Genomic DNA, 26082 nt, shown 5'->3' on the forward strand with positions numbered 1-26082 from the left:
GGTATGGTTAAAGCACTATGTGATAAACCTGAATAAATAGATTCTTCACGTACTTGTATCTGGGATCTGTTCTTGTTTTTTTCTTAAAGGCTTACTACCTGTAGAAATACAAAACACACGATCTTAAAAAAGGAATATTACGGAAAAGCATTCCTTTTTTAAAGTCAAATAGAGATATATTTGCATAAAGTTTTTAAATCAATAGTTATATTTCAACCTTATGCAGGGCACTGAACTTACTTACCCTATCTATTCTCCCGGATCCATTATCGGTATTTTCAACAATGCGTTGAAGCTTCCCGCTACGGTAACTCTTATTTATCTGAAGGGCAGGTACTCTTATGGAGCAGGTAAAGCGTATGTAAATTATTATTATGACTTTCTCTATTCTGAAAGCGACAATACCTCAATAGGCATCAAAATGCCGGCATTACTGCGAAGTAAAATTGAGAATAACGAAATATATACCCTTCGCGGATTCATTGAAAAGAGAATAAAAAATTCAAGCATTGAGCTCGTTTTTGTGGTTGATGATATTATCTCTCAGGAAGAAAAATCGATTTCTGAAAATGATTTGAAACGGTATGATCTCATTCAGAAAAAGCTGGAAAAAGGATCCAGAGATGTGGAAACATTGATCAGGAATCAGGTACTGCAATCAGAAAAAGTAAAAATTGCCAATATTTACGGACACAGTGCTATTGTTCAGAAGGATTTTAATGAAGGGCTGGATGTATCTTCCAAAGAATATGAAATTGATGATTATACCTGCAACATTACATCAGCAACGTCTATTTCAGACTTACTGGACAGAATTTCACCATTGAATTATGATATCATTGCTCTGGTCCGTGGTGGTGGAGATAAACAGAGCTTTGAAGTATTCAATGATTTGGTACTGGCAGAAAAATTTGTCAGTCTTTCATCAATTACAGTGACAGCATTAGGACATACAGTGGATGAAACCTTGCTGGATAAGCTGGCGGACAGAAGATTTCATTTACCTCACGAATATGGCTCCGGTCTGCATGCTATAATCAGTAAGCTGACTGAGGAAAAATCTAATTCCAGGGCCTTACTGATTGAAGAAGTTAAGAAAGATGTTTCCAAACAGTTCGTTGAGCAGGTAACAACATTGACTGATCAGCTGAAAAAGAAAAACGAAGAATTTGCAGAAGCACAAAAAACATTTAAAGAAAATGTGGAGCAGCAAACAAAAAACTTCAATGAACAGCTGAAGGTCCGTAATGATGAGGTCGAAAAACTCAAAAAAGAAATTACAGAAACCCATGGTAAGCAGGTGAGTACCTTAACAGAGCAGCTGACGAAAAAGAATCAGGAGTTTCAGAGACTGCAGGAAACTTCCGAAAAGCAAGTTCAGGACATCAATAAGAATTTTACAGAACAGCAAAAGCAGCGTCAGCAGGAAATGGAAACTTATAAAAAAGAAATTGCTGCATTCCATGAGAAAAACGTCCAATCCGCAATTAATGAAAAAACAGCAGCGTTACAGGCGAATCTGGAATCCTCAAAGATTGAGAATGCCCAGTTAAATAAAGAACTGAACAATAGTAAAACGGATTATACAAAATTAATTGCGGCATTTATTATTGCTTTAGTGATTGGTTTTGTATTGGCAAAAGTGCTTTGATCAAAAATTACCTTAGTGAACTTCATATAAAAGATGGGAAAAGAATGCCTACATTTAGTGCTGTGTTTGGAACAAGTACAAATGACCTGAAAACAATGAAAAAATTAATCATATCAGCTTTAGTAATCATATCGGGTTTTGGCAGTTGTCAGCAAAAAGATCCGGCAACTTCTACCGTTAAAAGCCATGATGGGAATGTGGATCAAAAAATGCTGGATATTTTTAAGCAGGTAAAAACATATACCGATAACCCCTGGTATGAAATAGAATTCAGTCAGGATGCCTGTGGATATGAAATTTTAGTCAATGATGTACCTGTTCATCGTTACTTTCTGGCTGGCAGTGTTAATGAACAGCGTATTCAGATCAATGATCATATTCTGAGAGCTGGAAAGCAGGAGATCACGATCCGGTTATTTCCTCCTGTTCTTTCGGATGGAAGCGTATCACAGACCCTTGTCGATGCCTCTACATTTAAAATTAAAGTAATTCGTCGTAAAGCCGGCGGGTCACTGGAAGATTATAAACAGGTTTTTGAATTCAAAACCTCCCATAAAACGGGAACGGAAAACTTTCTGGCCAGTGGACAAAAAGCTTTTGAATTTAAAGGTATTTTTAATGCTGAGGTTCCTTATCAGTTAGAAGGCTGGACTCATTCCAAAGACCTCAGTAAAGAGAATCAGGATGACTTACTGAAAGAAGCCGTTAAGGCATATAATAATTTCCGGGATGTTCTGATAAGAAAAGATCTGAACACTTATGCATCAATGATGTATGATAAAGAAGTTGAGCTGGCCAGGGCTTTTTACTGGAATAGCTCTGCAGATTCTAAAGAACGGTGGAAAGAAATGAGTGGAACAGTCCTGGAGAAAAGAGATATTTTGCCACTGAAAGATTTTAAAATGGTCCTGTATGCAGGTGGAAAAGTACTGGCCCTGCAGCCGACCAGTGAAATGTATAAAGATTACCTGTCTGCCATTCATGCCCAAACCAGTGATGAAGATATCCAGGTTTCTTTCCTGCTGCATAAAAAAGCAGGCAGCAATGAGCTGACACCAATACGTTAACTCAATTAAAAGAGCTGGATTCCAACCGGTATTTCGAATTCTGTTTTAAGAATATCATTTTAAATCTACGGGCAGTATGTTTATCAGCTAAACCAATTTTCCGGTCAATACCAAATCAGTAATCAAGACATCATCCTTATCACGGGAAGTGAAACGCTTTAAATCGAGGATCTCAAAGTTATTATCTTGAAACGCCTTCGTTAAATAGTCTTCCTGATGATAATTTACATATACCTGATCACCTGAACTGGATATTTGAAATCTGGATTTTGTATAATCATCTTCCATCGTACTCAGATAAAATATGCCACCGGGCTTTAACATTCCGGATACTTGAATAATGAGGTTAACAGCTTCTTCGCGGTCCAGATAGGGTAGACAGAAACCACAGATGATCCCATCAAATTTCCTGTCAAGCTGCCCGATCTTCCGGCAGTCCATAAGTTGAAATGAAGCTGTAGGATTATTAGTCTGAGCAAGATTCAGCATATTGGGTGACAGATCAATTCCCAATATATTGTAATGGGGTTTTCTGTCCAGTAAGTACTTCGTAATATTTCCCGGTCCGCAGGCAATATCCAAAATGTCAGCATTGTCATTTTTTATGGCATCGCAGAACAAATTAAAAGTGCCAGCAAACAGACTGACATCCATAAACTTATCCTGATAGATTTTGGCAGATTTATCAAATGCATCAGCCGCTTTTATTATTTTCATACTGAATATCTTTTTTAAGTTAAATGACACTGTTTTTTTTCTTTTATAAAGGTACAACTGATTAGTATTCATTCAAATATATAAAAGCAGTGAATAGATTATTTTGATAAAATCAGGAATATCACTAAAATAAAACAGCTGTCCCCAAAAGCACAGCTGTTTATATTGATTGAAAAAGATTTGTTTTTAGTTACTTCTTGAACGGGCTACTGATAAAAGATAGACCATATGTGCATACATACTTCTTTTCACAGATTCTATTTTGATATCACCCGTCGTCTGGTTAATAGTGGTTACCAGATCTGCATTACACTGTCCGACAAAGCTTCCTGTTCCCAGATAATTAGCTGAATTTGCTGAAGGATAGGAAATTCGTGGATAGTCAGGTGCTATCTGTTCAGCGGCATTTGCACCACCTACATAACCTTTGTGATCAATAAAACGGGAAGCCCAGGTCCCCAGAAACTGTCCGTTTACTGTATTGATGGTTTGTCCCACAACGATTTGAGTATCAATTGCCCGTGTAAAGCCGGCGCATGTACTGTAGTGATTAACTTTAACGGTACAGGAAGAAGCGTTATCAGTAGGCTGAAAGCATTTTCCTTCATACACGGTAAGTCTCTGTTCGGTTGCTGACGTGGAAGTATTTAAAAGTGCTTTTGGAGAAAAAATTTCTTCAGGTGCAATCAGGGTCAAAACACCATCCTGGTCTGCTGCAACAATTTTCTTCTCAGCATTGGCCAAGGCTCTTACTCTTACCAGCCCGTTGACATCCAAAGTATGAGAAGGAGTGGTGGTATTAATCCCTACCTGTGATTTGACACTGCTGAAAAAAGCTACTGCAACAAAAAATATTATTCTTGTTTTCATGTTGTTTTATTTGGTTTTAATGAGTTTTTAGATTTTTCACTAAATTAAGAAATATTTATGATTGCAAGAATAAATTTCATTTAAATTACTAATGGTAGATTGAAAATAATTTATATTGAAAAATATCATTAAAATAATCATATTATTTTAATATAACTATAATTAATGTATGTGCTCGTTTCTTTGATATCTTGTGGTCTGATTCCTTGTTTTCATTTGGGAAATAATTGTATTTTAGCCGAAATATGAGGGTAATTCATAAAAATATAAACAGGTGATTAAAATTCAGATAATCTGAATGAAAAAAATTAGTAGATTTGCACGGAACAAACCCCAAATAATAAAACATTCACTCAGTGTTCTATTCATATTATAGAAAGTGAACAGATAACAATAAAATTTGATTAGGTTATAAAACTATTAGAAACTATGAAGAAACTTTTTTTACTTCTTTTTACAGCTTTTTTATTTATCGGATGCAGTTCTGATGACGAAACTATTTATGATTATATAGGAACGTGGGCAGGAAAGTATACAGGAAGCGATGATGGAACATGGAACCTCGTGGTAGCGAGCGACGGAAAAGTAACCGGAACTATGCATTCTACAGTAAATAATGAAAATTATAGTATCTCCGGGCATTTAACAGAAACCGGTGACCTTACCGCTGTAGTAGGGCTTCCTTCTGACGGAGAATTCAAAGGAACCCTTTCAAAAGAGAAAAAAGGAAACGGAAACTGGTCAAACGCTGTTCCCACACCGGCAAGATACGGTACCTGGACAGGAGACAAGAAATAATAAGAAAGCCTGCAGATTAATCTGCAGGCTTTTTTTATCTAGATAAATCCCATATGGGTAATTTCACCTTTATTCTTCAATACCCCAAAGTAGAGTAGGAGAGTGCTATCTGAAAAATGCTTTTTAAAAAGAATTTTTCCTGCCTTTTTTAAGAACATTTTCTCCTCGGTATATTCTGCAGAATATCCCTCCAGATCAGGTTCTATGGTGATGATAATGAGTTCATCCGCTGCCAACTGATCATTTACATTCAGGATAAGGTTTTTCTGTTCCTTCTCAATAGAAATGTTTTGCCAGATATTCTCCTTTTCCCCAAACCTGAATTCTTTAAGTAATTTTATTCCAGCCTCAGTTTTCATACCATTCTGTACAACTCTTTTTCCTCTATCTGACACAGCATCAAGGTCTTTAATAACAGTCATCAGCCTTGCAAACTTCTGGTAGAGTAAGGCATCACCGGCTTCTTTAGTGTAATTTTCAATACAGCTCCTTATTGTTTTCCCTGCTTTGGAACAGTGACCAAATTCGGAACTGTTCTGCCGTACTTTCTCATAAGACGGATCTTTTTTAAATGCATTTTTATTGAATCCGCTTTTCTTCCGTACTACATTTTTTCCGTTCAGGCTGTAAAAAACCAGATCGCCTATGCTTCCTGTAATCTTTATTAAACTTTCATACGTTGCCATATCACAAAATTGAATTCAAATATACTAATAATAAAAAGAAATCTAAACTTTAACATATATTTATCATATAGTTGTAGTATAGTTTTCATATAATTTAAATATAAAATGTATATTTGTATGTAATTAGTTACTTCATTTAAAATCAGATGACTATGATACCGGGATTATTTGAAAAAAACTTAAAAATAAAGCAGATCTCTGTTCTGCTGATCGCCTCTGCATTGGTCGTTTCCTGTGGATCCTCAAAGAACGCATCTTCGAAAAAAACAGGAACCAAAACAGTAGTAAAAGCCGAAAATCTAAGAAAACTTGATTCTAAATTTGACGGAAAGATTTCCAGATCTGTCAGTGATATTCTGAAAGACGCTGAAAGATATATCGGAACACCATACAAATTTGGAGGAAATACGGCTTCCGGCTTTGACTGTTCCGGATTTACGGTAAAGGTTTTTGAGGAAAATGACTTTTCACTCCCACGCAGATCTACCGACCAGGCTGATGCCGGTAAGAAGATCGATATCAAAGAAGTAAAACCCGGAGATCTCCTTTTCTTTGCAACAGCCGGAGGAAGCAGAGTCTCTCACGTAGGTATCGTTCACAACATCGGAGCTGATGGAGAAGTGAAATTTATCCATGCTTCCACATCAAAAGGAGTGATGATCTCTTCATTAAACGAGAAATACTGGAATAAAGCCTATCTTCATGCTCAGCGAGTATTATAGGGCTTTTTAAACTGATTACTGCATGGAGAACCGAACTTTTGCATTTATTAAAACGGATAAGAAACTGGTAAAGCTTTTCTTCAAAGATATTACCGTTATCAAAGGTTTGGGAAATTATGTGGAAATCTATACGGTATCCAGCAAAAAATATATTTACTACAAAGCTCTTAAAAATCTGATTGAAAGCCTCCCCGACGAATTCATGAGGGTTCACAATTCATATATTGTCAATTTAACCAATATTGAATACTTCGAAGACAACCAGCTTGTCCTTCAGGAACAGAAAATTGCCGTCGCTAAAAGCTACAAAGACTGTCTGATTACTGCACTTAATAAAATGATGCTTTGATCAACATCAGAAAATCGCCTATCCAAATAATATTTTCCTAAGGCCGAATAATAAATTGGCTAAACGGTCTTATTCATTTTACATTCGTGAAAAAATCAACAATGAATAAAGACAAAGCACTGCATTTCATCAATACTCATAATATTACTGAAATAAAAGCAGGCGAGGAGAGAACCACTTTCCTTGAAATCTGGATGGTTACTGTGAACGACAGAATTTTTGCCCGATCCTGGGGCCTTGCAGAAAGAAGCTGGTACAATACCTTTTTAAAAGATCCTTCAGGTCAGATCAGATGCGGAGAGGAGATATTCAATATAAAAGCGGTCATACCGCCTGATATCAAAGATTTGAATTCTTACATTAATACAGCTTATTTAACAAAGTATAATACAGGTAAAAACATCCGGTATTCTAAAGCAATTGTTGAAGAAAAACACGCTGAAAGGACTATGGAATTTATCATCTGTGAATAAAACGCATCAACATATGAAAGGATGTTGATCATTGAGGAGCGGGGTTGAACTTGTATACTAAAACAATCTTTTGTACTTTTGACTTTCAAAACTGTGGGAAGCTGCAGGGATAATTTATACTAAAATCAAATAAGAAACATGTCGTTACAACAAACAATTGAAAACATTTGGGATCATAGAGATTTATTACAGAATGAAGACAGCCAGAAGGCGATAAGAGAGGTTATTTCTTTATTGGATTCCGGAGAACTTCGTGTTGCTCAGCCTACGGAAAACGGATGGCAGGTGAATGAATGGGTGAAGAAGGCTGTAGTAATGTATTTCCCGATTCAGAAGATGGAAACCATTGAAGTAGGTCCGTTTGAATTTCATGACAAAATTCCTTTGAAGAGAAATTATGCTGAAAAAGGAGTAAGAGTTGTACCGCATGCCATCGCCAGAGAAGGATCTTTCGTCGCTTCAGGCGTAATTTTGATGCCGTCTTATGTAAACATCGGAGCGTATGTAGATTCCGGAACTATGGTAGATACATGGGCTACCGTGGGAAGCTGTGCACAAATCGGTAAAAACGTTCACCTGAGTGGTGGTGTTGGAATTGGTGGTGTACTGGAGCCGTTACAGGCAGCTCCTGTGATCATTGAAGACGACTGTTTCATCGGTTCAAGATGTATCGTTGTAGAAGGTGTACACGTAGAAAAAGAAGCTGTATTGGGAGCAAATGTAGTATTGACGGCTTCTACAAAAATCATTGATGTTACGGGTGACCAGCCTGTTGAGATCAAAGGAAGAGTTCCTGCACGTTCAGTAGTAATTCCTGGAAGTTATACAAAACAATATCCTGCTGGAGAATATCAGGTTCCCTGTGCACTGATCATCGGTCAGAGAAAAGAATCAACAGATAAAAAGACATCTCTTAATGATGCTTTAAGAGAGAATAATGTGGCTGTATAAGCTGTGTTTTCTCTAAATTTTAAAGATTGATTTTAAAATTTATACAATAAACCCTGAATAGTCATTTGGGGTTTATTTTATTTATACCTTTAACCCGTTAAAAAAGCTTATTAAAAACATTGATATGAAGATTGCCTTCGACGCAAAACGTTTTTTTCATAATACGTCCGGATTGGGCAATTACTCAAGAGACCTTGTCAGGATTCTTTCTCAGTACTATCCTGAAAATGAATACATTTTGCTGAACAAAAACAGATCAGAAAGAGGAAAAGAAATTCTTGAAAGACAGGATGTCCGCTTTGTGGAAACTTCAAAAGGGAAATTTTCAAGACAGCTTAAAATGGGAAAAGATGCCCAAAGGGAAGGTGCTGATATATTTCACGGTTTATCCGGTGAACTGCCCTTGAAGTGGAGTAAAGAACCCATCAGGAAAATAGTGACAATTCATGATCTGATCTTTATGAGATGTCCGAATTATTATTCTTTCTTTGACCGGAAAATACACCTTTGGAAATTTAAAAAAGCGGCTTCTTCTGCAGATAAAATCATTGCGATTTCGGAGCAGACTAAAAGAGATATCATCACCTATTTAAAAGTTCCTGAAAGCAAAATTGAAGTCATTTATCAGGGTTGTCATAAAGCTTTTAAAGAGCATCAGTCCAATGAATTAATCAATACAGTAAAGGAAAAATTCAATCTTCCGGAACGCTATATTCTCAATGTAGGAACCATTGAAGAACGTAAGAATCTTTTAAGCATTGTAAAAGGGATCAAAGACACAGAAATTCCATTGGTTGTCGTTGGAAGAAAAACAGATTACTACAAAAAAGTACTGGCTTTCATCAGAAAAAATAAAATTGACAAACAGGTGCTTTTTCTGGAAGGTGTTTCGATGGACGAGCTGGCTGTACTGTATAAATCAGCCGATATTTTTGTCTATCCAAGTTTTTTTGAAGGCTTTGGAATCCCTGTTATAGAAGCTCTTTTTTCCAAAACCGTGGTGATCACCAGTAACACGAGCTGTCTTCCGGAAGCGGGAGGAAAAGACTCCGTTTACATCGATCCCCGAAATGATCTCGACCTTGGGGCCAAGATCAGATTTTTATGGGAAAATGAATCTGAAAGAAAACGCCGTGCAGAAAAGAGTTTCACGTTTGTTCAGAAGTTTAATGACGAACCGATTGCAGCTCAGTTGATGAATCTCTACAAAAAAATTCTGTAAAAAAAACTTTGCAGTTTAAAAATAAGTCCTACATTTGTACCATAATTCAGAACAATGAAACCCAATTTTTTAACACTTCATCATTATTATCATCATCTCTGCTAAGACGGAATTGGTTGATATAAACATGTGTTAAAATCAAAAATAATTAAAACCGTCTGAGTAAACAGACGGTTTTTTTGTTTCCCGAATTCTTCCCGGAAATAGTCAACAGATCAGTTTTTATTTGCTCAGACCCCAAAATAATACAATGAGTAAATTAAAAATTGCAATCCAGAAAAGCGGCCGGCTTTACGAAGAATCTTTACAGCTCCTCAAAGACTGCGGTATTTTCGTCAACAACGGAAAAGACCAGCTGAAAGTGTCGGTAGATAACTTTCCGATGGAGATCATGTATCTCAGGAATTCAGACATTCCGCAATACCTGGAAGACGGAGTGGTAGATATCGCCATTGTCGGAGAAAATCTTTTAGCCGAAAAACAGAAAAATATTCAAATTGTTGAAAAGCTTGGATTCTCAAAATGCAGAGTTTCTTTAGCCGTTCCCAAAGAAGTGGAAACCAATGAGCTTTCCTACTTTCAGGGAAGAAAAATAGCCACTTCCTATCCCAATACCCTTAAAAATTTCCTTGACAAAAATGGAATCGAATCTGATATCCACATCATTTCAGGTTCCGTTGAAATAGCTCCTAATATTGGACTGGCGGATGGTATCTGTGATATTGTAAGTTCAGGAAGTACCTTGTTTAAAAACGGACTGAGAGAAACAGTTACCCTTCTAAAGTCTGAAGCAGTTTTAGCAAAAACATTTCAGATGAATACTGAAAAAGAAGCAATTCTTCAGAAATTCCTGTTTAGAATACAGTCTGTTTTAAGAGCGAAAAATTCAAAATACATTCTCATGAATGTTCCCGATGAAAAAATTAAAGATATCGCCAATGTTCTTCCTGTGCTCAAAAGTCCTACAGTGATTCCCTTAGCAGAAAAAGGCTGGAGCAGCATTCATTCAGTGATTGATGAAGAAAGATTTTGGGAGGTTATTGACGAACTGAAAGAAAACGGGGCACAGGATATCCTGATTATTCCAATCGATAAAATGGTAATTTAATGATGAAAATATACAGATACCCAGAAAGAGAAACTTGGCCGGAGATGGTGAAACGCCCTGTCCTTGAACGCGAAGAAATATCAGGATTGATTACAGAAATATTTGAATCTGTCGAAAAGGAGGGTGATAAAGCTTTGATACAGTTTAATGAAAAATTTGATAAAGCAATAACTCCCCAGCTTACAGTTTCGGAAACTGAGCTGGAAGATGCAGAACAGAATGTTTCTGAAGATTTAAAGAAAGCCATTATACAGGCCAAGGAAAATATTTCAAAATTCCACACAGCACAAATAGCAGAATCGGAAAAAATCGAAACAGTAAAAGGTGTGATCTGCTGGAGAGAAAACAGGGCTGTAGAAAAAGTGGGGATTTATATTCCAGGAGGAACAGCTCCTCTATTTTCAACGGTGCTTATGCTTGCTGTACCTGCGAATCTGGCAGGATGTCAGGAAATTGTCCTTTGTACACCGCCCGACAGCAATGGGAATATTAATCCTGCTATTCTGTTCACCGCTAAACTCTGTGGTATCACCAAAATTTTCAAGACAGGAGGAGCACAGGCTATTGCAGCAATGACTTTGGGAACAGAAAGTATTCCACAGGTTTATAAGATCTTCGGTCCCGGAAACCAGTTTGTAGTGGCTGCAAAAGAATATGCGCAGCGATATGGTACAGCTATAGATATGCCGGCAGGACCAAGTGAGGTTCTAGTGATTGCTGACAGTGAGGCTGTTCCGGCGTTCTGTGCTGCAGATCTTCTCTCACAGGCAGAACATGGAAGCGACAGCCAAGTGGTGTTTATCACTACTGATCCTACAGTTTTTACTGAAACCATTGATGCTGTTGAAAAGCAGCTTCGGGAGCTTCCAAGAAATGAAATGGCTGGTAAAGCGTTAGAAAACAGTCTTTTTATTCTAACCAACTCAATAGAGGAAGCTTTGGAATTCAGTAATCTGTATGCTCCGGAACACCTTATTCTGGCCCTGGAAGTGTTTGAAAAATATATTCCCATGATTGGAAATGCAGGATCTGTTTTTCTTGGGAATTACTCCTGTGAAAGTGCCGGAGATTATGCCAGCGGAACCAACCATACTCTGCCAACGAATGGATATGCAAGGAACTACAGCGGTGTTTCTCTGGATAGTTTCGTCAAAAAAATAACTTTCCAGCACCTCTCCAGAGAAGGTCTTAAAAATATAGGAAAAACAATAGAAGTAATGGCAGAGGCCGAAGGTCTTACCGCCCACAAAAATGCAGTGTCAATCAGATTAAAATAATACAATGAAAGAATTCAATACCAACAGTTTAGTAAGAGAAAATATATTAAAACTACAGCCTTATATCAGTTTCAGGGATCACAATGAGTTCAATGCTCCGGTATTGCTTGATGCTAATGAATGTCCGTTCGGGGAATTTAACAGATATCCGGATTCATCTCAGAAAAGGCTTAAAAATAAATTGGCAGCTTTTAAAGGAGTATCACCAGCACAGATCGCCATAGGAAACGGAAGTGACGAACTGATTGATCTGATTGTTAAGATCTTCTGCGAGCCTAAAAAAGATGCCATTCTGATGATGAACCCCTCTTTTGCGATGTATGGTTTTTATGCAGCAGTCAATGAAAATGAAGTGTTAAAATTGGATTTGGATGAGAATTTTGAAATTGTAAAAGATGATTTTCTTAAAATTGCTCAGGAGCGTGATATTAAAATTTTCTTTTTATGTTCTCCCAATAATCCAACCGGAAACAGTGTAGAAGATATAGAGTTTTTTATCCAAAATTTTAAAGGTATCGTTGTTATAGATGAAGCTTATATTGAATTTTCTGGAAATAAGTCAGCTATTGAGCTTCTGAGCAAATATCCTAACCTTATTGTACTTCAGACTTTTTCAAAGGCCTGGGGAACAGCGGGAGCAAGGGTTGGAACAGCCTATGCTTCGGAAGAAATCATTCGCTTTATCAATACCGTAAAGGCACCTTATAATGTGAATTCTCTAAGCCAGGAACTTGTCCTGAATATTTTGGACGATGAAAAAAGGCTTAAAGAAAATGTGCAAAATGTGTTACAGGAAAGAGCTTGGCTGGAAGATCAGTTTAAAACGATTAAATGTATCGAAAAGGTATTTCCAACGGATGCCAATTTCTTTTTGATCAAAATGAAAGAGGGAAAAATGGTATATGAGAAAATGCTTGAAGAAGAAGTTTTGACCAGCCAGCGGTCGCCTGCCATTCAGGATTGTATCAGGATCAATGTGGGAAGCCGTGAAGAGAATGAAAAACTAATCAACGTTTTAAAAGAAATTTAATTATGAAAAAGGTATTGTTCATAGATCGTGATGGCACGCTTATCACAGAACCGCCGGAAGATTTTCAGGTTGATTCGCTGGAAAAGCTTGAATTTTATCCCAGAGTTTTTCAGAATCTTTCCAAAATTGCCCGGGAAATGGATTACGAGCTGGTGATGGTTACGAATCAGGATGGTTTGGGCACGGAAAGTTTTCCATATGAAGATTTTATAAAGCCTCATGAAAAAATGCTGAAAACATTCGAAAATGAAGGTGTAATGTTTAGTGATATTCTGATTGATAAGAGTTTTGAACATGAAAATCTTCCGACGAGAAAACCGGGAACTGGGATGCTTTCAAAATACATCTACGGCAGCTATGATCTTCAGAATTCGTATGTAATAGGAGATCGAAGTACAGATGTTCAACTTGCTAAAAACTTGGGAACTAAATCTATTTTCCTCAATGAAAACTTTAATGGAGAAGCTACGCTTAGTACAGACACTTGGGGAGAAATTTATTCGTTTTTAAAACAGGAATCCAGAAAGGCAAAAGTGTCCAGAAAAACGAACGAGACAGAAATAGATATTGAAATAGATCTTAATGGAAAAGGAGTTTCCGAAATTTCGACCGGACTTCATTTTTTTGATCATATGTTAGATCAGATTTCAAGACACGGAAATTTAGATCTTAAAATCAAAGTGAATGGAGATTTGCAGGTAGACGAGCATCACACGGTTGAAGATACGGGAATTGCTTTGGGAGAAGCTTTCCTGAAAGCTTTGGGAAACAAGAAGGGCATAGAAAGATATGGTTTCCTGCTTCCGATGGATGACTGTCTGGCTCAAACTGCCATTGATTTTGGTGGAAGATCGTGGCTGGTTTGGGATGTTGATTTCAAAAGAGAAAAAATTGGAGATGTTCCCACGGAAATGTTTGTTCACTTTTTTAAATCATTTACAGATTCTTCAAAATCCAATCTGAATATCAAAGCAGAAGGTGGAAATGAACACCACAAGATAGAATCGGTGTTCAAAGCATTTGCAAAAGCACTTAAAATGGCAGTGAATCAATCTGATAATAATTATAATGTACCATCAACCAAAGGAAGTTTATAGATGATTGCAATCATAAAATATAACGGAGGAAACGTGAGTTCGGTTCAGAATGCCCTGAGGCGGCTAAATATTGAATCAATAGTTACTGATGATCCAGAACTAATCCTCAAAGCAGATAAGGTCATTTTCCCCGGCGTAGGAGAAGCTTCATCCACGATGAAGGCATTGAAAGAAAAGGGCCTAAATCAGCTTATTCCTTCCTTAAAACAGCCTGTTCTGGGGATTTGTCTGGGAATGCAGCTGATGTGTGGTGATAATGAGGAAGGAGGTGTAAGGGGAATGGGAATTTTTGATGTTGATGTGAAACGATTTCCACCAAAAGATTTGGTTCCGCATATGGGTTGGAATACGATCTCACAACTTAAAAGTCCACTGTTTTCAGAGATTGAAGAGAATAGTGATGTTTATTTTGTTCACAGTTATTGTTGCGGTCTGGCTGAGTCTACTGTTGCGGTATGTGATTATATCCGGCCTTTCAGCGCGGCATTGCAGAAAGATAATTTTTTTGCAGTACAGTTTCACCCTGAAAAATCTGGATTGACGGGCAGCAGAATTTTAAACCACTTTATAAAACTGTAAATGATGAAAATTATTCCAGCCATAGATATTATAGACGGAAAATGTGTCCGCCTTTCAAAAGGAGATTATGCAACAAAAAAGATATACAGTGAAGATCCTGTAGAAACGGCTAAAGAATTTGAAAGTTATGGAATTCAGTTTCTGCATCTGGTAGACCTTGACGGAGCCCGTTCCAGACATATAGTCAATCATAAAGTTTTGGAAAGTATAGCGAGAGAAACTTCTCTTCACATAGATTTTGGAGGCGGATTAAAAACAGGAGGCGATATAGAAACAGCTTTTAATTCAGGGGCAAAGCAGATCACTTTGGGCAGTATTGCAGTACAGGATCCGGAATTCTGTATTGAAATGCTCGAAAAATATGGCAGTGAAAAGATCATTTTAGGTGCTGACTGTGACAACCGAAAGATAAAAACTTCAGGATGGCTCGAAGAAAGCAGTCTGGATATCATCAGTTTTCTTTTGCAGTACCAGGAAAAAGGAGTCATACAGACCATATGTACGGACATTTCAAAAGATGGAATGCTGCAAGGTCCCTCTACAGATCTATACAAAGAGATTCTTGAGAAAACAACGGTAAAACTTACAGCAAGCGGTGGTATTTCGTGCATGGAAGATGTATTCAGAATGAAAGAGATCGGATGTTCGGGGACGATTATCGGGAAGGCTGTTTACGAAGGAAAGATAAGATTAAAACAACTTCAGCAATTTATAGGAAATGCTTAAAAAAAGAATTATTCCATGTCTGGATATTAAAAACGGAACAACGGTAAAAGGAGTTAATTTCGAAGGTTTACGGAATGCAGGCGACCCTGTTGAACTTGCGGTAAAATACGAGCAGGAAGGGGCTGATGAATTGGTTTTCCTTGATATTACAGCAACGGTAGAGGATCGGAAAACATTTGCAGGGTTGGTGAAAGAAATTGCAGCGCAGCTCAGCATCCCGTTTACAGTAGGAGGAGGAATTTCTTCCATTGAAGATGTGAGAAGGCTTCTGGAAGCCGGTGCAGACAAGATCAGCATCAATTCCTCTGCAGTTAAAAATCCGCAGCTGATCTATGAACTTTCGAAAGAGTTTGGGAGTCAGTGTATTGTTGTAGCTATTGATACAAGACTTACCGATGGATCAGACCTTATTTATGTAAGAGGAGGAAGGCTGGCGACCGATTTAAATACTGTAGAGTGGGCAAAAGAAGCCGTGTCCTTAGGTGCAGGTGAAATTCTTTTGACTTCTATGGATGGTGATGGGACCAAAAATGGATTCGATATTCGAATTACAAAGCTGGTTTCCGACGCGGTAAACATTCCTGTGATTGCTTCAGGAGGTGCCGGAACTCCAGATGATTTTGTTAAAGTGTTTAATGAAACAAAAGCAACTGGAGCGTTAGCAGCCAGTATTTTCCATTTCAATGAAGTGCCGATTCCGGAATTAAAACAACAGTTAAAAACTCAAAAAATTTCTATACGATGAAAATAGATTTTAATAAAAATAAGGGCCTTGTTCCGGTGATCATACAGGACAGCCGAACCTTCCAGGTTTTGATGCTGGGTTATATGAATGAAGAAGCTTTTGAAAAAACAGAAAAAGAAGGTGTCGTTACTTTTTTCAGCCGCTCCAAAAACAGACTTTGGACCAAAGGTGAAGAGTCGGGTCATTTTCTTAAAGTTAAAAATATAAGCATCGACTGTGATCAGGACACGATCTTAATAAAGGCTGTTCCAACAGATACAGTCTGCCATACCGGAAGTTTCAGCTGTTTCGGGGAAAAGAAAACGAAGGGTTTCCTGTATGAACTGGAAGCAAAAATAGGAGAAAGAATAGACCACAAGGCTGAAGATTCATATACTTATTCTCTTTATCAGAGAGGGATCAATAAAATGGCTCAGAAAGTAGGTGAGGAGGCTGTAGAATTGGTTATTGAAGCTAAAGACAGCAATGATAATCTTTTCAAAAATGAAGCTGCTGATCTGCTTTACCATATTCTGATCCTGCTCAAAGCGAAGGGATTTACTTTAGAAGATATAGAAGGTGTTCTTAGGAACAGAGACAGATAAATAGAGGCCTTAAAAAAAATCAAAGTTTTTTTAAGAATATTATATCAAAAATTAAAATAAAAAGCTTCAGTTGATTTTATTATAGCACAAAAAAAGGCAGGAAGTTATCAATCCTGCCTCTATTTTTTTAAATCTTATCGGATTATTTTTCAATCAGAATTTTCCTCACTGCAGTTTGTCCGTCGGCTTTTATTAAACCGATATAAGCTCCTGCAGGCAAAGCCGAAATACTGACTTTTGTTTCATTATCCTTTTTCAGAAGTACTTTTCCCGAAAGCTCAGTAATTTCAAAGCTGAAATCTTTGATACCTGTATCAGAAAGTTCAATATTGACTGTGTCTTTGGACGGATTAGGATAGATAGATACGCTTTCAAGAGAATGAGTTGGAGAAGATTCTTCTTTGGTACCAAGGACGATAGAACTCGCAGAAGTGGCCACTGCAAAATGCTGAAGTGCTCCCACTGTTGCTTTTCCTATTTTGTAAATGTAAACTGGATCTGTATTCGCAAATGTATCATCGGAACTATGAGGATATCCGCTTCTTATTCTTTCAAAAAAACCGGTGATCACTTCGCCCTTTCTTTCAAAAGGAATATAATCCGTATCTTCTGCAGGATCTACAGCGGTCTGAAGAGGAGAGTAGAGTGCCGTACAGTTTCTGAGTTGCTGTGTGACAGCTGCAGATGCTGCATTGTTACTTGTAGGTCCGGCCTGATCCTGATCACAGTAAACCGTATTATTGTTATTTCCCATAACACCACCTACCTGGTCCAGATTAAATACCAGTTTGATATCCAATACCCTTACCCCATTCTGGTAAGCTACATTGTTGACGTAGTGCTTGCTTCCTTCCAGTCCCTGCTCTTCGCCCGAGAAATGAATAAACTTTATAGAATACTCTGTAGGAACATTTCTTAAGATCCTTGCAGCTTCTAATATAATTGAAGTTCCACTACCGTTATCATTGACTCCCGGACCATAAATGCTGTCAAAATGCCCGCAAATGATCACATACTTATTAGGATAAACAGTTCCTGTTTTAGTGATCACCAAATTCTTTGAACTTGTATTCCCGAATGTAAAAGGATCCTCCACGATCTGGCTGGCAGAATATCCGTATGATATATACTTGTTCTTGATCCACGTAAGAGCATTGGCATTGTTTAGAGTTCCTGTAGTTTTTATCCCTAAATTGGAAAACTGCTGAAGGTTTGAGGTAATATTAGTTTGGGTAACCAGATTAGCCCTGTCCTGATAAGCCTGAATAAAGCTCTGTCCTTTACTGCTGAATACAGCTAAAAAGACGGGCAGAATTGTGATTATTTTTTTCATTTTTATTGTAATATTTTGGTGATTGGTAAAAAATGGTGACTTTATCAGCTCTAATTATTTTTCGATAATAATCTTTCGTGTGATGCTTGTATTTCCTGCTTTTACAGTACAGAGATAAACTCCGTTGTCTAAACGGGAAATGTTAATCTGAGCCTTATTTTCTTCCTTCAATACAGAAAGTCCTGCTAAATCAGTAATTTCAACCGTGAAGTTTTTTGTCGTTGAATCCGGAAGTTCAACAGTTAAAAAATCCTTAACCGGATTTGGATATATTTTTACGGATTCCAGAGTTACAGGTGGTATTTCTTTAGCGGCAGATCCAGCTGCGATGGTTGTAGATGCCGTTGCAAAATGCTGCATTGCACCTACCGCAGCTTTACCTACTTTAAACACGTAAACAGGATCTACATTGGCAAAGGTATCATTCACTGTATGTTCATTATAGCTTCTTGTATATTCATAGAATCCCGTGATAACATATCCTTTTTGTTCAAAAGGCATATAATCGGATGAGTAGGCATTAGAAATGCTGGTCTGAAGAGGAGAGTATAAGGTAGTACATGTCGCAAGCTGTTGGGTAACAGTACTGGAAGCGGCATTGTTTCCTGACTGGCCCGCAGTATCTTTCTCGCAGATAATCTTACTGTTGACATTCCCTAGCTTGCCACCTACCTGGTCAAGATTAAATACTAACTTGATATCCAGTTTTTTAACGCCACTTTGATATGCCACATTATTAGCGTAATGAGAGCTGCCATATAAGCCCTGTTCTTCTCCCGAGAAATGAATAAACTTGATGGAATATTCTGTTGGAACATCTTTTAAAATTCTGGCTACTTCTAAAATAACAGAGGTTCCACTGCCATTATCACTTGTGCCGGGTCCGGTAATGGTGTCGTAATGGCCACAGATGATCACGTACTTATCAGGATAAAGAGTTCCTGTTTTGGTAATCACCAGATTCTTTGAACTGGTACTGCCAAAAGTGAAAGGATTTTCTACGATCTGGCTGGCCGAATAACCATAGGATGTATACTTATTTTTGATCCATGTGAGAGTATTGGCGTTATTTACAGAACCGGTAGTTTTGACCCCTAAATTCGAAAACTCCTGGAGGTTGGTGGTAATATTTGTCTGAGAGACAAGATCCGCCCTGTTTTTATAAGCCTGAATCAAAGTCTGGCCACTGAGACCACCGACGACTAATGCCGTGCATAAAAATGTAGTAAGTTTTTTCATATTAAATGTATTTGGATTGGTGTGTTTACTTTTCAATAATGATCTTTCTTGTTACGCTATTTTTATCCGACTTTACAGTGATCAGATACGTTCCGTTTATAAGGCTGGAAGTATTCATATTCTTTTCATTCTCTGCATTTAGGAGTAGTCTTCCATTCATATCACTGATCTCTACTTTAAAGTTTTTCTGATCCTTTGGCAATTCAATGTTGATGATATCATGCGCGGGATTTGGATGTATTTTAATGTTTTCAAGAGGATTAATGGGATTAACTTCATCTGTTGCCAATAGTGTAGTGGAAGCTACGGCAAAATGCTGCAAAGCTCCAACAGCTGCTTTTCCTGTATTAAATACATAAACGGGATCTATATTGGCAAAAGTATCGTCTATGCTGTGTTCGTTATTGCTTCTCTCTGTCTCATAAAAGCCCGTAATAATGTCACCTCTGTTTTCAAAGGAAATATAATCCGAAGCATAAGCATTAGACATCGTTGGCTGAAGTGGAGAATATAATGTTGTACATGCAGCCAGTTGCTGGGTCATTGCCAGTGAGGCGGCATTATTTCCGGTTTGTCCGCTCTGATCGCTTTCACAGTTGATATTGGTATTTGCATTCCCTAATTGTCCGCCTACCTGATCGATGTTAAAAACAACTTTAAGATTGAGCTGACGGGCATTACTCTGAAAAACAACATTGTTTACATAATGCTTACTCCCCAAAAGACCTTGCTCTTCTCCGGAAAAATGAATGAATTTTACTGAATATTCTGTCGGAACATCTTTTAGGATCCTTGCTGCTTCCAGTAAAATAGAAGTTCCGCTACCATTATCACTTACGCCTGGACCGACTACCGTGTCATAATGACCGCAGATAATTACATAGATGTTAGGATAGAGAGTTCCTGTTTTAGTTATAATTAAATTTTTTGAAGTAGAACCAGCATAAGTGAAGGTGTCTTCCGTAATCTGATTGGCATTGTATCCGAAAGACTGATATTTTGCTTTAAGCCAGTTCAGCGCATTTTCATTTTCTACTGAACCTGTAGTTTTTACACCGAGGTTTTCAAATTCGTGAAGAATCGATGTAATATTTGCCTGAGAAACCTTATTTACTCTGGTCTGATAAGACTGTATAAAATTCTGGCCCTGAAGGCTGTAAGCTGATAAAGAAAGAAGTAGAATAGTCGTTATTTTTTTCACTTTGAACTGAAATTTTATAGATTTAATAATTCAGCAAATGTAGATAATAAAAACCAATTTTATTTTATGGAAAAGGGAAATAATCTCTCATATCGTTCTGTTTTTTTTAATATCGTTAAAAACATGAAATTTAGCCTATCTCATGATAGTTTTAATGAAAAATAATAACAGGATGTGCGTTGTATAACAAAAAATCCCGGGCAAAGCCCGGGATTATATTGATAACAAAAAATTCTACATTATTTTACTTGATCTACAACTGCTTTGAAAGCTTCAGGGTGATTCATTGCTAAATCAGCTAAAACTTTTCTGTTAAGCTCAACGTTGTTCTTTTTAAGAGCTCCCATAAATTGAGAGTAAGACATTCCATGCTCTCTTGCACCAGCGTTGATACGCGTGATCCAAAGTGATCTGAAGTTTCTCTTTTTCTCTTTTCTTCCACGGTAAGCATATTGCATTGCTTTTTCTACCGCGTTTTTAGCTACAGTCCAAACGTTCTTTCTTCTACCGAAAAAACCTTTAGCTTGCTTAATAATTTTCTTTCTGCGAGCTCTTGAAGCTACTGCATTTACTGATCTTGGCATAATTAAATTGTTTTTTTGAAAAGGGCGGAATTTTTTAATTTAGAATTAAAAGCTAATAATGAAAATTTTAAATATGATCTTTTCATTATTAATTCACTTAGGGGCACCATTTCAGGGTTAAATTGTTGAATTTGTTTTGAATTCTTATAAACCGAATATAGATTTATAAAAACTACTTAATTGCTAATTGACGTAAAACACTTTTCGTGTCCACAGCAGAAACATAAGAAGTTTGCGTAAGATTTCTCTTCTGCTTAGTTTCTTTCTTAGTTAAGATGTGGCTTTTGAAAGCATTTTTTCTTTTAATCTTCCCTGTTCCGGTAAGTTTAAAACGCTTTTTAGCACCTGATTTCGTTTTTAATTTTGGCATTGTTCTGCTTTTTTATTGTTTTGTTATCAATATCTTGTCCTTGATTCCTCAGTAATACTTAGGAATTACAGTTGGCAAAGATACAAAAAAAACATCAATCTTTTCCCTGCATAATTGATTTTATAATAATTGTCACATAGAGACTTAATATGTATCACAGTAAAGGTGCAAAGGGAAACCTTAAAAAAACAAAACTACAGATAAGACTATCTGCAGTTTTGTTTTTTAATAAAGAATCAAGAAATTTTATGACTTAAAAAATTCCAGTAAATCTTTATTGATTGTTTCTGCTTCTGTTGTTGGCATACCGTGAGGAAAGCCAGGATAGGAGATCAGTTTGCCGTTTTTGACAAGGGTCGCCGCAATTTTTCCTGTGGTTTCAAAAGGAACTATCTGGTCGTCTTCACCGTGCAATACCAATACTGGTACTTCTACAGCTTTCAGATCTTCAGTAAAATCTGTTTCAGAGAAAGCCTTGATACAGTCATAATGAGCTTTGATAGAACCACTCATTCCTTGTCTCCACCAGTTTCTTTGGATACCTTCTGAAATTTTAGCTCCTTCTCTGTTATAACCGTAGAAAGGGAAGGTAAGATCAATATAGAACTGCTGTCTGTGGTTCGCGGTATTGTTACGGATATCATCAAAAACAGAGATAGGTACACCATTCGGATTATTATCATTTTTAACCATGATTGGCGTAACTGCACTTATTAATACAGCTTTTGCAACTCTTCCTTTTCCATGTTGAGCCACATATCTGATCACTTCACCTCCTCCTGTGGAATGTCCGATATGGATAACATCTTTTAGTTCTAATGCAGTGACGATCTCATCAACATCTGATGCATAAGTATCCATATCATGACCTAGAGGGGTCTGCTCAGACCTTCCGTGGCCTCTTCTGTCATGAGCAATAACCCTATAACCTTTTTCCAAGAAGAACAGCATCTGTGCATCCCAGTCGTCGCTGGACAATGGCCATCCATGGTGAAAAAATAAGGGTTGTCCTTTTCCCCAGTCTTTGTAATAAATCTCTGTCCCGTCTTTTAATGTAAGTGTACTCATTGTTTTTTATTTTTAACGATTATTAATGTAATTATAATGCCATCCTTTATTGGTAATACAAATCTATGCGTATATATTTCACTGGAAATTGATATAGGATAATATATTCATTAAATATAGCTGATAATCGGGATTGTTTTATTCTTCACTTCTTTCTAATATTGATTCATGAGAAAATAGATATTGCTATTTTAATATTTATTCCTGAAAAGAATATAAAAAATGGTTCTTATGATCATTTAAATAAAAACTTACGGCATTCATTCTAAACTACTATAATTAATTTAAAAATGCTTTCATCCGCAGATTTACACCTAGAAAGAGCATTATTTCTTGTTGCTTTGATGATCTTTTTCGGAGCAGGGGTTTCATATACGCTCATTGTTTTCATTATTAATTCTATCCAAAAGAAAACTAAAAATGCGCAGTATTATATGCTTTCATTTCTTATTTCCGGAATTACTATATTAGCTTTAATAGCATCTTATTTCTTTATGATATTCATGGAATAGGATGAAACCTATAGGTCTTGAAGCAGATGAAGCAGGTGCCAAAGAGTATCAAAAGAATTAAACAATCAATTCAAAAACAATATAAAAACATGATTTACAGAAAGCTATTGCCTGTTGTTGCCTGTATGATAAGCTTATCATCTTTTGCACAAATAAGGACAGGAGTATATTTCTCTTCAGATAAAAAATACAATGAAATCATTGAAAATCTTGGAAATCCGTTGGCAGGAAATCCGGTGATGATTGTAACATCATTTGTTCCTAATAATGGAAGTTATGTATGGTATCTGAATGAAAGCAAAGCTGAAAAAGAGGCTTATTTAGATGATCGCCCAAAAGATTTACATGCAGGAATTTTTCTGGAAGATCATGGTGGATTAATTCCACAGGTTACCTTTAAAGACTTTGCAAAAGGTCTGTCACAACCTAAATATCTCATAAATTTCTGTGAAGTTGCCGATGCAGACGAAGATTACTTTCCCGAGTTTTACCTTACTTATTTTGAAGAATCAGACGGGTTGGATGCCAAACCTTTGAAAGTTATAGTATATACCAATACAGGACAGGAAAAACTTACAAAATCAAAAATTACTGGTTGGATTCCTTTTCAGGAAGAAGATCAATATCGGGAAGAAAGGGATGCCAATTTCAAAGTATTGCCCAAAGCGATAAGACTGAAAGCCGAAAAAATATTGAAAGATGCCAAAGATGGAATGAATTAGAATATACATGAACGACAACACCATCATAAAATTAACGTATCCTCAATAAAAAAGAAATGAACAAAAGGTATTTGGCACTTTATTTATCCCTGTTTGTGATAAGTTCGTGCAATCAAAAAAACAATGACAATCATAAAACAAAGAATGATTTAGGGCAAAAAACAGTAGATTCTGTAAGCATTGGAACGAAAAACGATTTAGCTGATTCTTTGATTATTCAGAAAGAAAATGCTTCAGCATCCAGCCAAAGAGATGCCGCAGAAGAATGGTTGAAAAGCATATTCAAAACAAGAAATTCAGACCAACATTTCCCGGAATATAATGTGGAAGAAAAATTATGCACCGGCAGGTTTAAGGATTTTATAGCAGAATCAGGCGAAATTTATGGACCTTCCAACTTAACAGATGAAGAATATCCTGCAGCCGAAAAAAAATATAAAGCCAAATGGTCCAAAATATATCCCATTGAAGAACGCGAAATGTGGCTTTTTGGAAGAGGAAATGGAGATACAGGAGAACTAAAGCAGTTAAAAATAAACAAAATCAAAGAGGGAGTTTATCATATTTTTATTGATTATGGAAACGGAATAAAAACACAAAATGAAATAACCTTGGTTTCTGAAAACGGAAACTACAAAATTGATTACTGTAAAACTGAATTTTTAGAATAAGAGAAAGCTATGGATAACATTTGTCATACCTATTTCAAAAAACGCCATGATCAGGAATGTTTTCATCCGATAGCTTCCGGTATTTTTAATTCAAAAAGTTATTGAAAAATAAGATGGTGAAAAAATTCATGATTTTAACTTCATTTTTAGCACTGTTTGGCTGTAAAACCAGTACTCAGAAAATGCAGATTACAGCTATTTATTCAGAGCCCAACAAGGTTACAAGAGAAGTTTTGGAAACAGGTGCAACACATACTTACACCACTAATAAAGAAGTTACAGAGCGCCTTAGCCCCGTAATTTTTATGCTTTCCAAAAATGCTGAAACATTGAAGTTTCGTATACAGGGAAATATCAGTTCCGGTGGACATACCATTAATCAGGTTAGAAAACTTCGTCTCGAAAAAGGAGAGCAGAATGGCAATACCGTTACACTGAAATATTATATTGAGATCAAAAAGATTCCCGGTAAAGAAAGTGCTGATATAAAGGGTTATAATTATACAAAAGATGAAACCTACAAAATACCAGTTGATATTAAAATAATAAGAATCGAATTGTACGAAGACAGAATGAATGATACAGCAGGTACAACACCAAAGCTTATTGCTGAGCAAACCTTTAATTTCTATGCAAAAATTTAACCGCTTGAAAAATGATAAAAAAAATACGGATTGTGGATTATAAATTGAAAAGGTGATACTTGAAAAATTTAGATTACACCTGAATGCTTTTAACACAAAACGTAAGTACTACTGCGTTAATGCTTGTACTAGAGATGCGGCTTTTTAATATCTTTTATTAAATACATATACGCTTATTTAATAATCATGGTATTGTAATAATCTAAAACAATATTTTGATAAAAGGAATCTGTTGTACTATCTTTCCAACCCCGCTCCCTACCTTCTTTTTTAATTATTTTATATTCTTCTGTTTTTTTGAATACCTCAAATAGCCTTTCTTTATAAGCCAAAATTTGTTCTAAATTAAAATGTTGGATTGTTATAATGTTCCCTTTGTTGATTTCAAAAAGAACATTTTTTTCATAATTAATATTCATGCCATCCAATCTACCTTTACCGGAAGTAAAAAGGATCAACCCTGAATACCAATTCATTTTCCTGTCCACTTTGGCTGGAAAGATTTCATCAGTGATATTCGTATATAATCCACCATCGGTGATTTTAAGAATCCAGAGTTCCTTAACATAAAGTTCATTGCCCTCTATTTCATAAACAACGTGATAGCCTTTAGGGGAAGTTGAAGTTTCCAGCAATCCATTTAGCTTTTTGGAAGGATACAAGTCGAAATAATTTTTTGTCAAATCCTTCTTCGCAAAATATCCCGTATCATTGATGTATATATTATTCATGTGTTTTCCGTTTTCATAATAATCATAAAGATTAGTTTGAGCATAGCCTTTAAAGAAAAAGAGCATAATAATGAAAATCAATCTTATTTTTAGCATTTAATAAATTAATGTTAAGCTAATGTACGAAATTAGTTCAATGACATCTTTTAACATAAGCAGTTTAGTATGAGATTACCAAATTATTTTTAGCTCAGCTAATGAGGGGGCATATTTGAATATTAATACATAAAAAGCTAAAAACCGCTATGCCTAATCTTTTTAGCAGAGTGTTCGTTATACTTTAATATAAAAATTTATAAGTATTCGCGGAAATATTTTTGATCAGAAAAACAAAAAAAAAACACCATTATCAGGG

General features: G+C 36.4%; 30 protein-coding genes. 20 read left to right on the forward strand and 10 right to left on the reverse strand.

Annotation, left to right across the window (positions count from 1 at the left end; all coding sequences use genetic code 11):
- Positions 1 to 220: 220 nt before the first annotated feature.
- Together IW16_RS12015 and IW16_RS12020 are read left to right on the forward strand one after the other, a co-directional pair.
- A complete protein-coding gene (locus IW16_RS12015; protein ID WP_034744443.1) occupies positions 221 to 1651 on the forward strand; it encodes an exodeoxyribonuclease VII large subunit in 1431 nt (476 codons plus the stop codon).
- 95 nt (positions 1652 to 1746) lie between these two features.
- Positions 1747 to 2718, forward strand: a complete 972-nt coding sequence (locus IW16_RS12020; protein ID WP_131327888.1) for a hypothetical protein — start codon at positions 1747 to 1749, stop codon at positions 2716 to 2718.
- 87 nt (positions 2719 to 2805) lie between these two features.
- Here the strand turns inward: IW16_RS12020 and IW16_RS12025 are convergent, their stop codons facing one another.
- Positions 2806 to 3435, reverse strand: a complete 630-nt coding sequence (locus IW16_RS12025; protein ID WP_034745269.1) for a class I SAM-dependent DNA methyltransferase — start codon at positions 3433 to 3435, stop codon at positions 2806 to 2808.
- Positions 3436 to 3621: 186 nt separating this feature from the next.
- The gene (locus tag IW16_RS12030; RefSeq protein ID WP_034744448.1) at positions 3622 to 4305 is read right to left on the reverse strand and encodes a hypothetical protein; all 684 of its coding nucleotides are present in this window, start codon (positions 4303 to 4305) and stop codon (positions 3622 to 3624) included.
- Between the two features lie 429 nt (positions 4306 to 4734).
- Between IW16_RS12030 and IW16_RS12035 the strand changes: the two genes are divergently transcribed.
- Complete coding sequence (locus IW16_RS12035) at positions 4735 to 5103, forward strand: hypothetical protein (RefSeq protein WP_034744450.1); 369 nt, start codon at positions 4735 to 4737, stop codon at positions 5101 to 5103.
- Positions 5104 to 5141: 38 nt separating this feature from the next.
- On the opposite strand, the gene IW16_RS12040 is transcribed toward IW16_RS12035, so the two are convergent.
- Positions 5142 to 5789, reverse strand: coding sequence for a hypothetical protein (locus IW16_RS12040; protein WP_034744452.1), 648 nt, complete (start codon positions 5787 to 5789; stop codon positions 5142 to 5144).
- 152 nt (positions 5790 to 5941) lie between these two features.
- Between IW16_RS12040 and IW16_RS12045 the strand changes: the two genes are divergently transcribed.
- From IW16_RS12045 to hisIE, 13 genes are all read left to right on the forward strand, one after another.
- Positions 5942 to 6511 (forward strand): C40 family peptidase, encoded by a 570-nt coding sequence (locus tag IW16_RS12045; protein WP_084694540.1) that lies wholly within the window; start codon positions 5942 to 5944, stop codon positions 6509 to 6511.
- Positions 6512 to 6533: 22 nt separating this feature from the next.
- Complete coding sequence (locus IW16_RS12050) at positions 6534 to 6860, forward strand: LytR/AlgR family response regulator transcription factor (RefSeq protein ID WP_034744455.1); 327 nt, start codon at positions 6534 to 6536, stop codon at positions 6858 to 6860.
- A 101-nt stretch (positions 6861 to 6961) separates the two neighbouring features.
- Positions 6962 to 7333, forward strand: a complete 372-nt coding sequence (locus IW16_RS12055; RefSeq protein ID WP_034744457.1) for a DUF2255 family protein — start codon at positions 6962 to 6964, stop codon at positions 7331 to 7333.
- Between the two features lie 138 nt (positions 7334 to 7471).
- Positions 7472 to 8284 carry a 2,3,4,5-tetrahydropyridine-2,6-dicarboxylate N-succinyltransferase gene (locus IW16_RS12060; protein WP_034744460.1) on the forward strand — a complete coding sequence of 271 codons (813 nt, stop codon included), beginning with the start codon at positions 7472 to 7474 and terminating at the stop codon, positions 8282 to 8284.
- 124 nt (positions 8285 to 8408) lie between these two features.
- The gene (locus IW16_RS12065) at positions 8409 to 9506 is read left to right on the forward strand and encodes a glycosyltransferase family 4 protein (RefSeq protein WP_034744463.1); all 1098 of its coding nucleotides are present in this window, start codon (positions 8409 to 8411) and stop codon (positions 9504 to 9506) included.
- A gap of 250 nt (positions 9507 to 9756) precedes the next feature.
- Positions 9757 to 10614: an ATP phosphoribosyltransferase gene (gene hisG / locus IW16_RS12070; protein WP_034744465.1), complete on the forward strand. Its 858-nt coding sequence runs from the start codon at positions 9757 to 9759 to the stop codon at positions 10612 to 10614.
- Positions 10614 to 11891 (forward strand): histidinol dehydrogenase, encoded by a 1278-nt coding sequence (hisD, locus tag IW16_RS12075; protein WP_185116421.1) that lies wholly within the window; start codon positions 10614 to 10616, stop codon positions 11889 to 11891. Before hisG ends, hisD begins: the two co-directional genes overlap by 1 nt.
- Before the next feature lie 4 nt (positions 11892 to 11895).
- Positions 11896 to 12921 (forward strand): histidinol-phosphate transaminase, encoded by a 1026-nt coding sequence (hisC, locus tag IW16_RS12080; RefSeq protein ID WP_034744470.1) that lies wholly within the window; start codon positions 11896 to 11898, stop codon positions 12919 to 12921.
- Positions 12922 to 12923: 2 nt separating this feature from the next.
- Positions 12924 to 14018 carry a bifunctional histidinol-phosphatase/imidazoleglycerol-phosphate dehydratase HisB gene (gene hisB / locus IW16_RS12085; RefSeq protein WP_034744472.1) on the forward strand — a complete coding sequence of 365 codons (1095 nt, stop codon included), beginning with the start codon at positions 12924 to 12926 and terminating at the stop codon, positions 14016 to 14018.
- The gene (gene hisH / locus IW16_RS12090) at positions 14019 to 14597 is read left to right on the forward strand and encodes an imidazole glycerol phosphate synthase subunit HisH (protein ID WP_034744475.1); all 579 of its coding nucleotides are present in this window, start codon (positions 14019 to 14021) and stop codon (positions 14595 to 14597) included. It begins immediately after the preceding gene.
- A 3-nt stretch (positions 14598 to 14600) separates the two neighbouring features.
- Positions 14601 to 15323: a 1-(5-phosphoribosyl)-5-[(5-phosphoribosylamino)methylideneamino]imidazole-4-carboxamide isomerase gene (hisA, locus tag IW16_RS12095; protein ID WP_034745273.1), complete on the forward strand. Its 723-nt coding sequence runs from the start codon at positions 14601 to 14603 to the stop codon at positions 15321 to 15323.
- Positions 15316 to 16068, forward strand: a complete 753-nt coding sequence (gene hisF / locus IW16_RS12100) for an imidazole glycerol phosphate synthase subunit HisF (protein WP_034744478.1) — start codon at positions 15316 to 15318, stop codon at positions 16066 to 16068. The genes hisA and hisF overlap by 8 nt, the downstream gene beginning before the upstream one ends.
- The gene (gene hisIE / locus IW16_RS12105) at positions 16065 to 16652 is read left to right on the forward strand and encodes a bifunctional phosphoribosyl-AMP cyclohydrolase/phosphoribosyl-ATP diphosphatase HisIE (protein ID WP_034744480.1); all 588 of its coding nucleotides are present in this window, start codon (positions 16065 to 16067) and stop codon (positions 16650 to 16652) included. Before hisF ends, hisIE begins: the two co-directional genes overlap by 4 nt.
- Before the next feature lie 142 nt (positions 16653 to 16794).
- Here hisIE and IW16_RS12110 read toward each other — a convergent pair whose 3' ends face one another.
- The 6 genes from IW16_RS12110 to IW16_RS12135 form a co-directional block, all read right to left on the reverse strand.
- Positions 16795 to 17985 (reverse strand): M28 family peptidase, encoded by a 1191-nt coding sequence (locus IW16_RS12110; RefSeq protein WP_034744481.1) that lies wholly within the window; start codon positions 17983 to 17985, stop codon positions 16795 to 16797.
- Positions 17986 to 18039: 54 nt separating this feature from the next.
- Positions 18040 to 19224 (reverse strand): M28 family peptidase, encoded by a 1185-nt coding sequence (locus IW16_RS12115; RefSeq protein WP_034744482.1) that lies wholly within the window; start codon positions 19222 to 19224, stop codon positions 18040 to 18042.
- Between the two features lie 25 nt (positions 19225 to 19249).
- Positions 19250 to 20425 (reverse strand): M28 family peptidase, encoded by a 1176-nt coding sequence (locus IW16_RS12120; RefSeq protein ID WP_034744484.1) that lies wholly within the window; start codon positions 20423 to 20425, stop codon positions 19250 to 19252.
- A gap of 239 nt (positions 20426 to 20664) precedes the next feature.
- Positions 20665 to 21009, reverse strand: coding sequence for a 50S ribosomal protein L20 (rplT, locus tag IW16_RS12125; RefSeq protein WP_034705993.1), 345 nt, complete (start codon positions 21007 to 21009; stop codon positions 20665 to 20667).
- Positions 21010 to 21181: 172 nt separating this feature from the next.
- Positions 21182 to 21379: a 50S ribosomal protein L35 gene (gene rpmI, locus IW16_RS12130; RefSeq protein WP_034705991.1), complete on the reverse strand. Its 198-nt coding sequence runs from the start codon at positions 21377 to 21379 to the stop codon at positions 21182 to 21184.
- 246 nt (positions 21380 to 21625) lie between these two features.
- On the reverse strand, positions 21626 to 22447 hold the full coding sequence (locus IW16_RS12135) for an alpha/beta fold hydrolase (protein WP_034744486.1): 822 nt from the start codon (positions 22445 to 22447) through the stop codon (positions 21626 to 21628).
- Positions 22448 to 22737: 290 nt separating this feature from the next.
- On the opposite strand from IW16_RS12135, the gene IW16_RS12140 reads away from it, so the two are divergent.
- The 4 genes from IW16_RS12140 (at position 22738) to IW16_RS12155 (ending at position 24996) form a co-directional block, all read left to right on the forward strand.
- Positions 22738 to 22959 carry a hypothetical protein gene (locus IW16_RS12140; RefSeq protein ID WP_034744489.1) on the forward strand — a complete coding sequence of 74 codons (222 nt, stop codon included), beginning with the start codon at positions 22738 to 22740 and terminating at the stop codon, positions 22957 to 22959.
- 89 nt (positions 22960 to 23048) lie between these two features.
- Positions 23049 to 23681: a hypothetical protein gene (locus IW16_RS12145; RefSeq protein ID WP_034745275.1), complete on the forward strand. Its 633-nt coding sequence runs from the start codon at positions 23049 to 23051 to the stop codon at positions 23679 to 23681.
- Between the two features lie 56 nt (positions 23682 to 23737).
- Positions 23738 to 24352, forward strand: coding sequence for a hypothetical protein (locus IW16_RS12150; RefSeq protein ID WP_228376935.1), 615 nt, complete (start codon positions 23738 to 23740; stop codon positions 24350 to 24352).
- Positions 24353 to 24480: 128 nt separating this feature from the next.
- A complete protein-coding gene (locus IW16_RS12155; RefSeq protein WP_034745279.1) occupies positions 24481 to 24996 on the forward strand; it encodes a hypothetical protein in 516 nt (171 codons plus the stop codon).
- A gap of 173 nt (positions 24997 to 25169) precedes the next feature.
- Here the strand turns inward: IW16_RS12155 and IW16_RS12160 are convergent, their stop codons facing one another.
- A complete protein-coding gene (locus tag IW16_RS12160) occupies positions 25170 to 25658 on the reverse strand; it encodes a hypothetical protein (protein ID WP_131327889.1) in 489 nt (162 codons plus the stop codon).
- Between the last annotated feature and the right edge of the window lie 424 nt (positions 25659 to 26082).

It is taken from the genome of Chryseobacterium vrystaatense (assembly GCF_000737765.1).
GTDB classification, from domain to species: Bacteria; Bacteroidota; Bacteroidia; order Flavobacteriales; family Weeksellaceae; genus Chryseobacterium; species Chryseobacterium vrystaatense.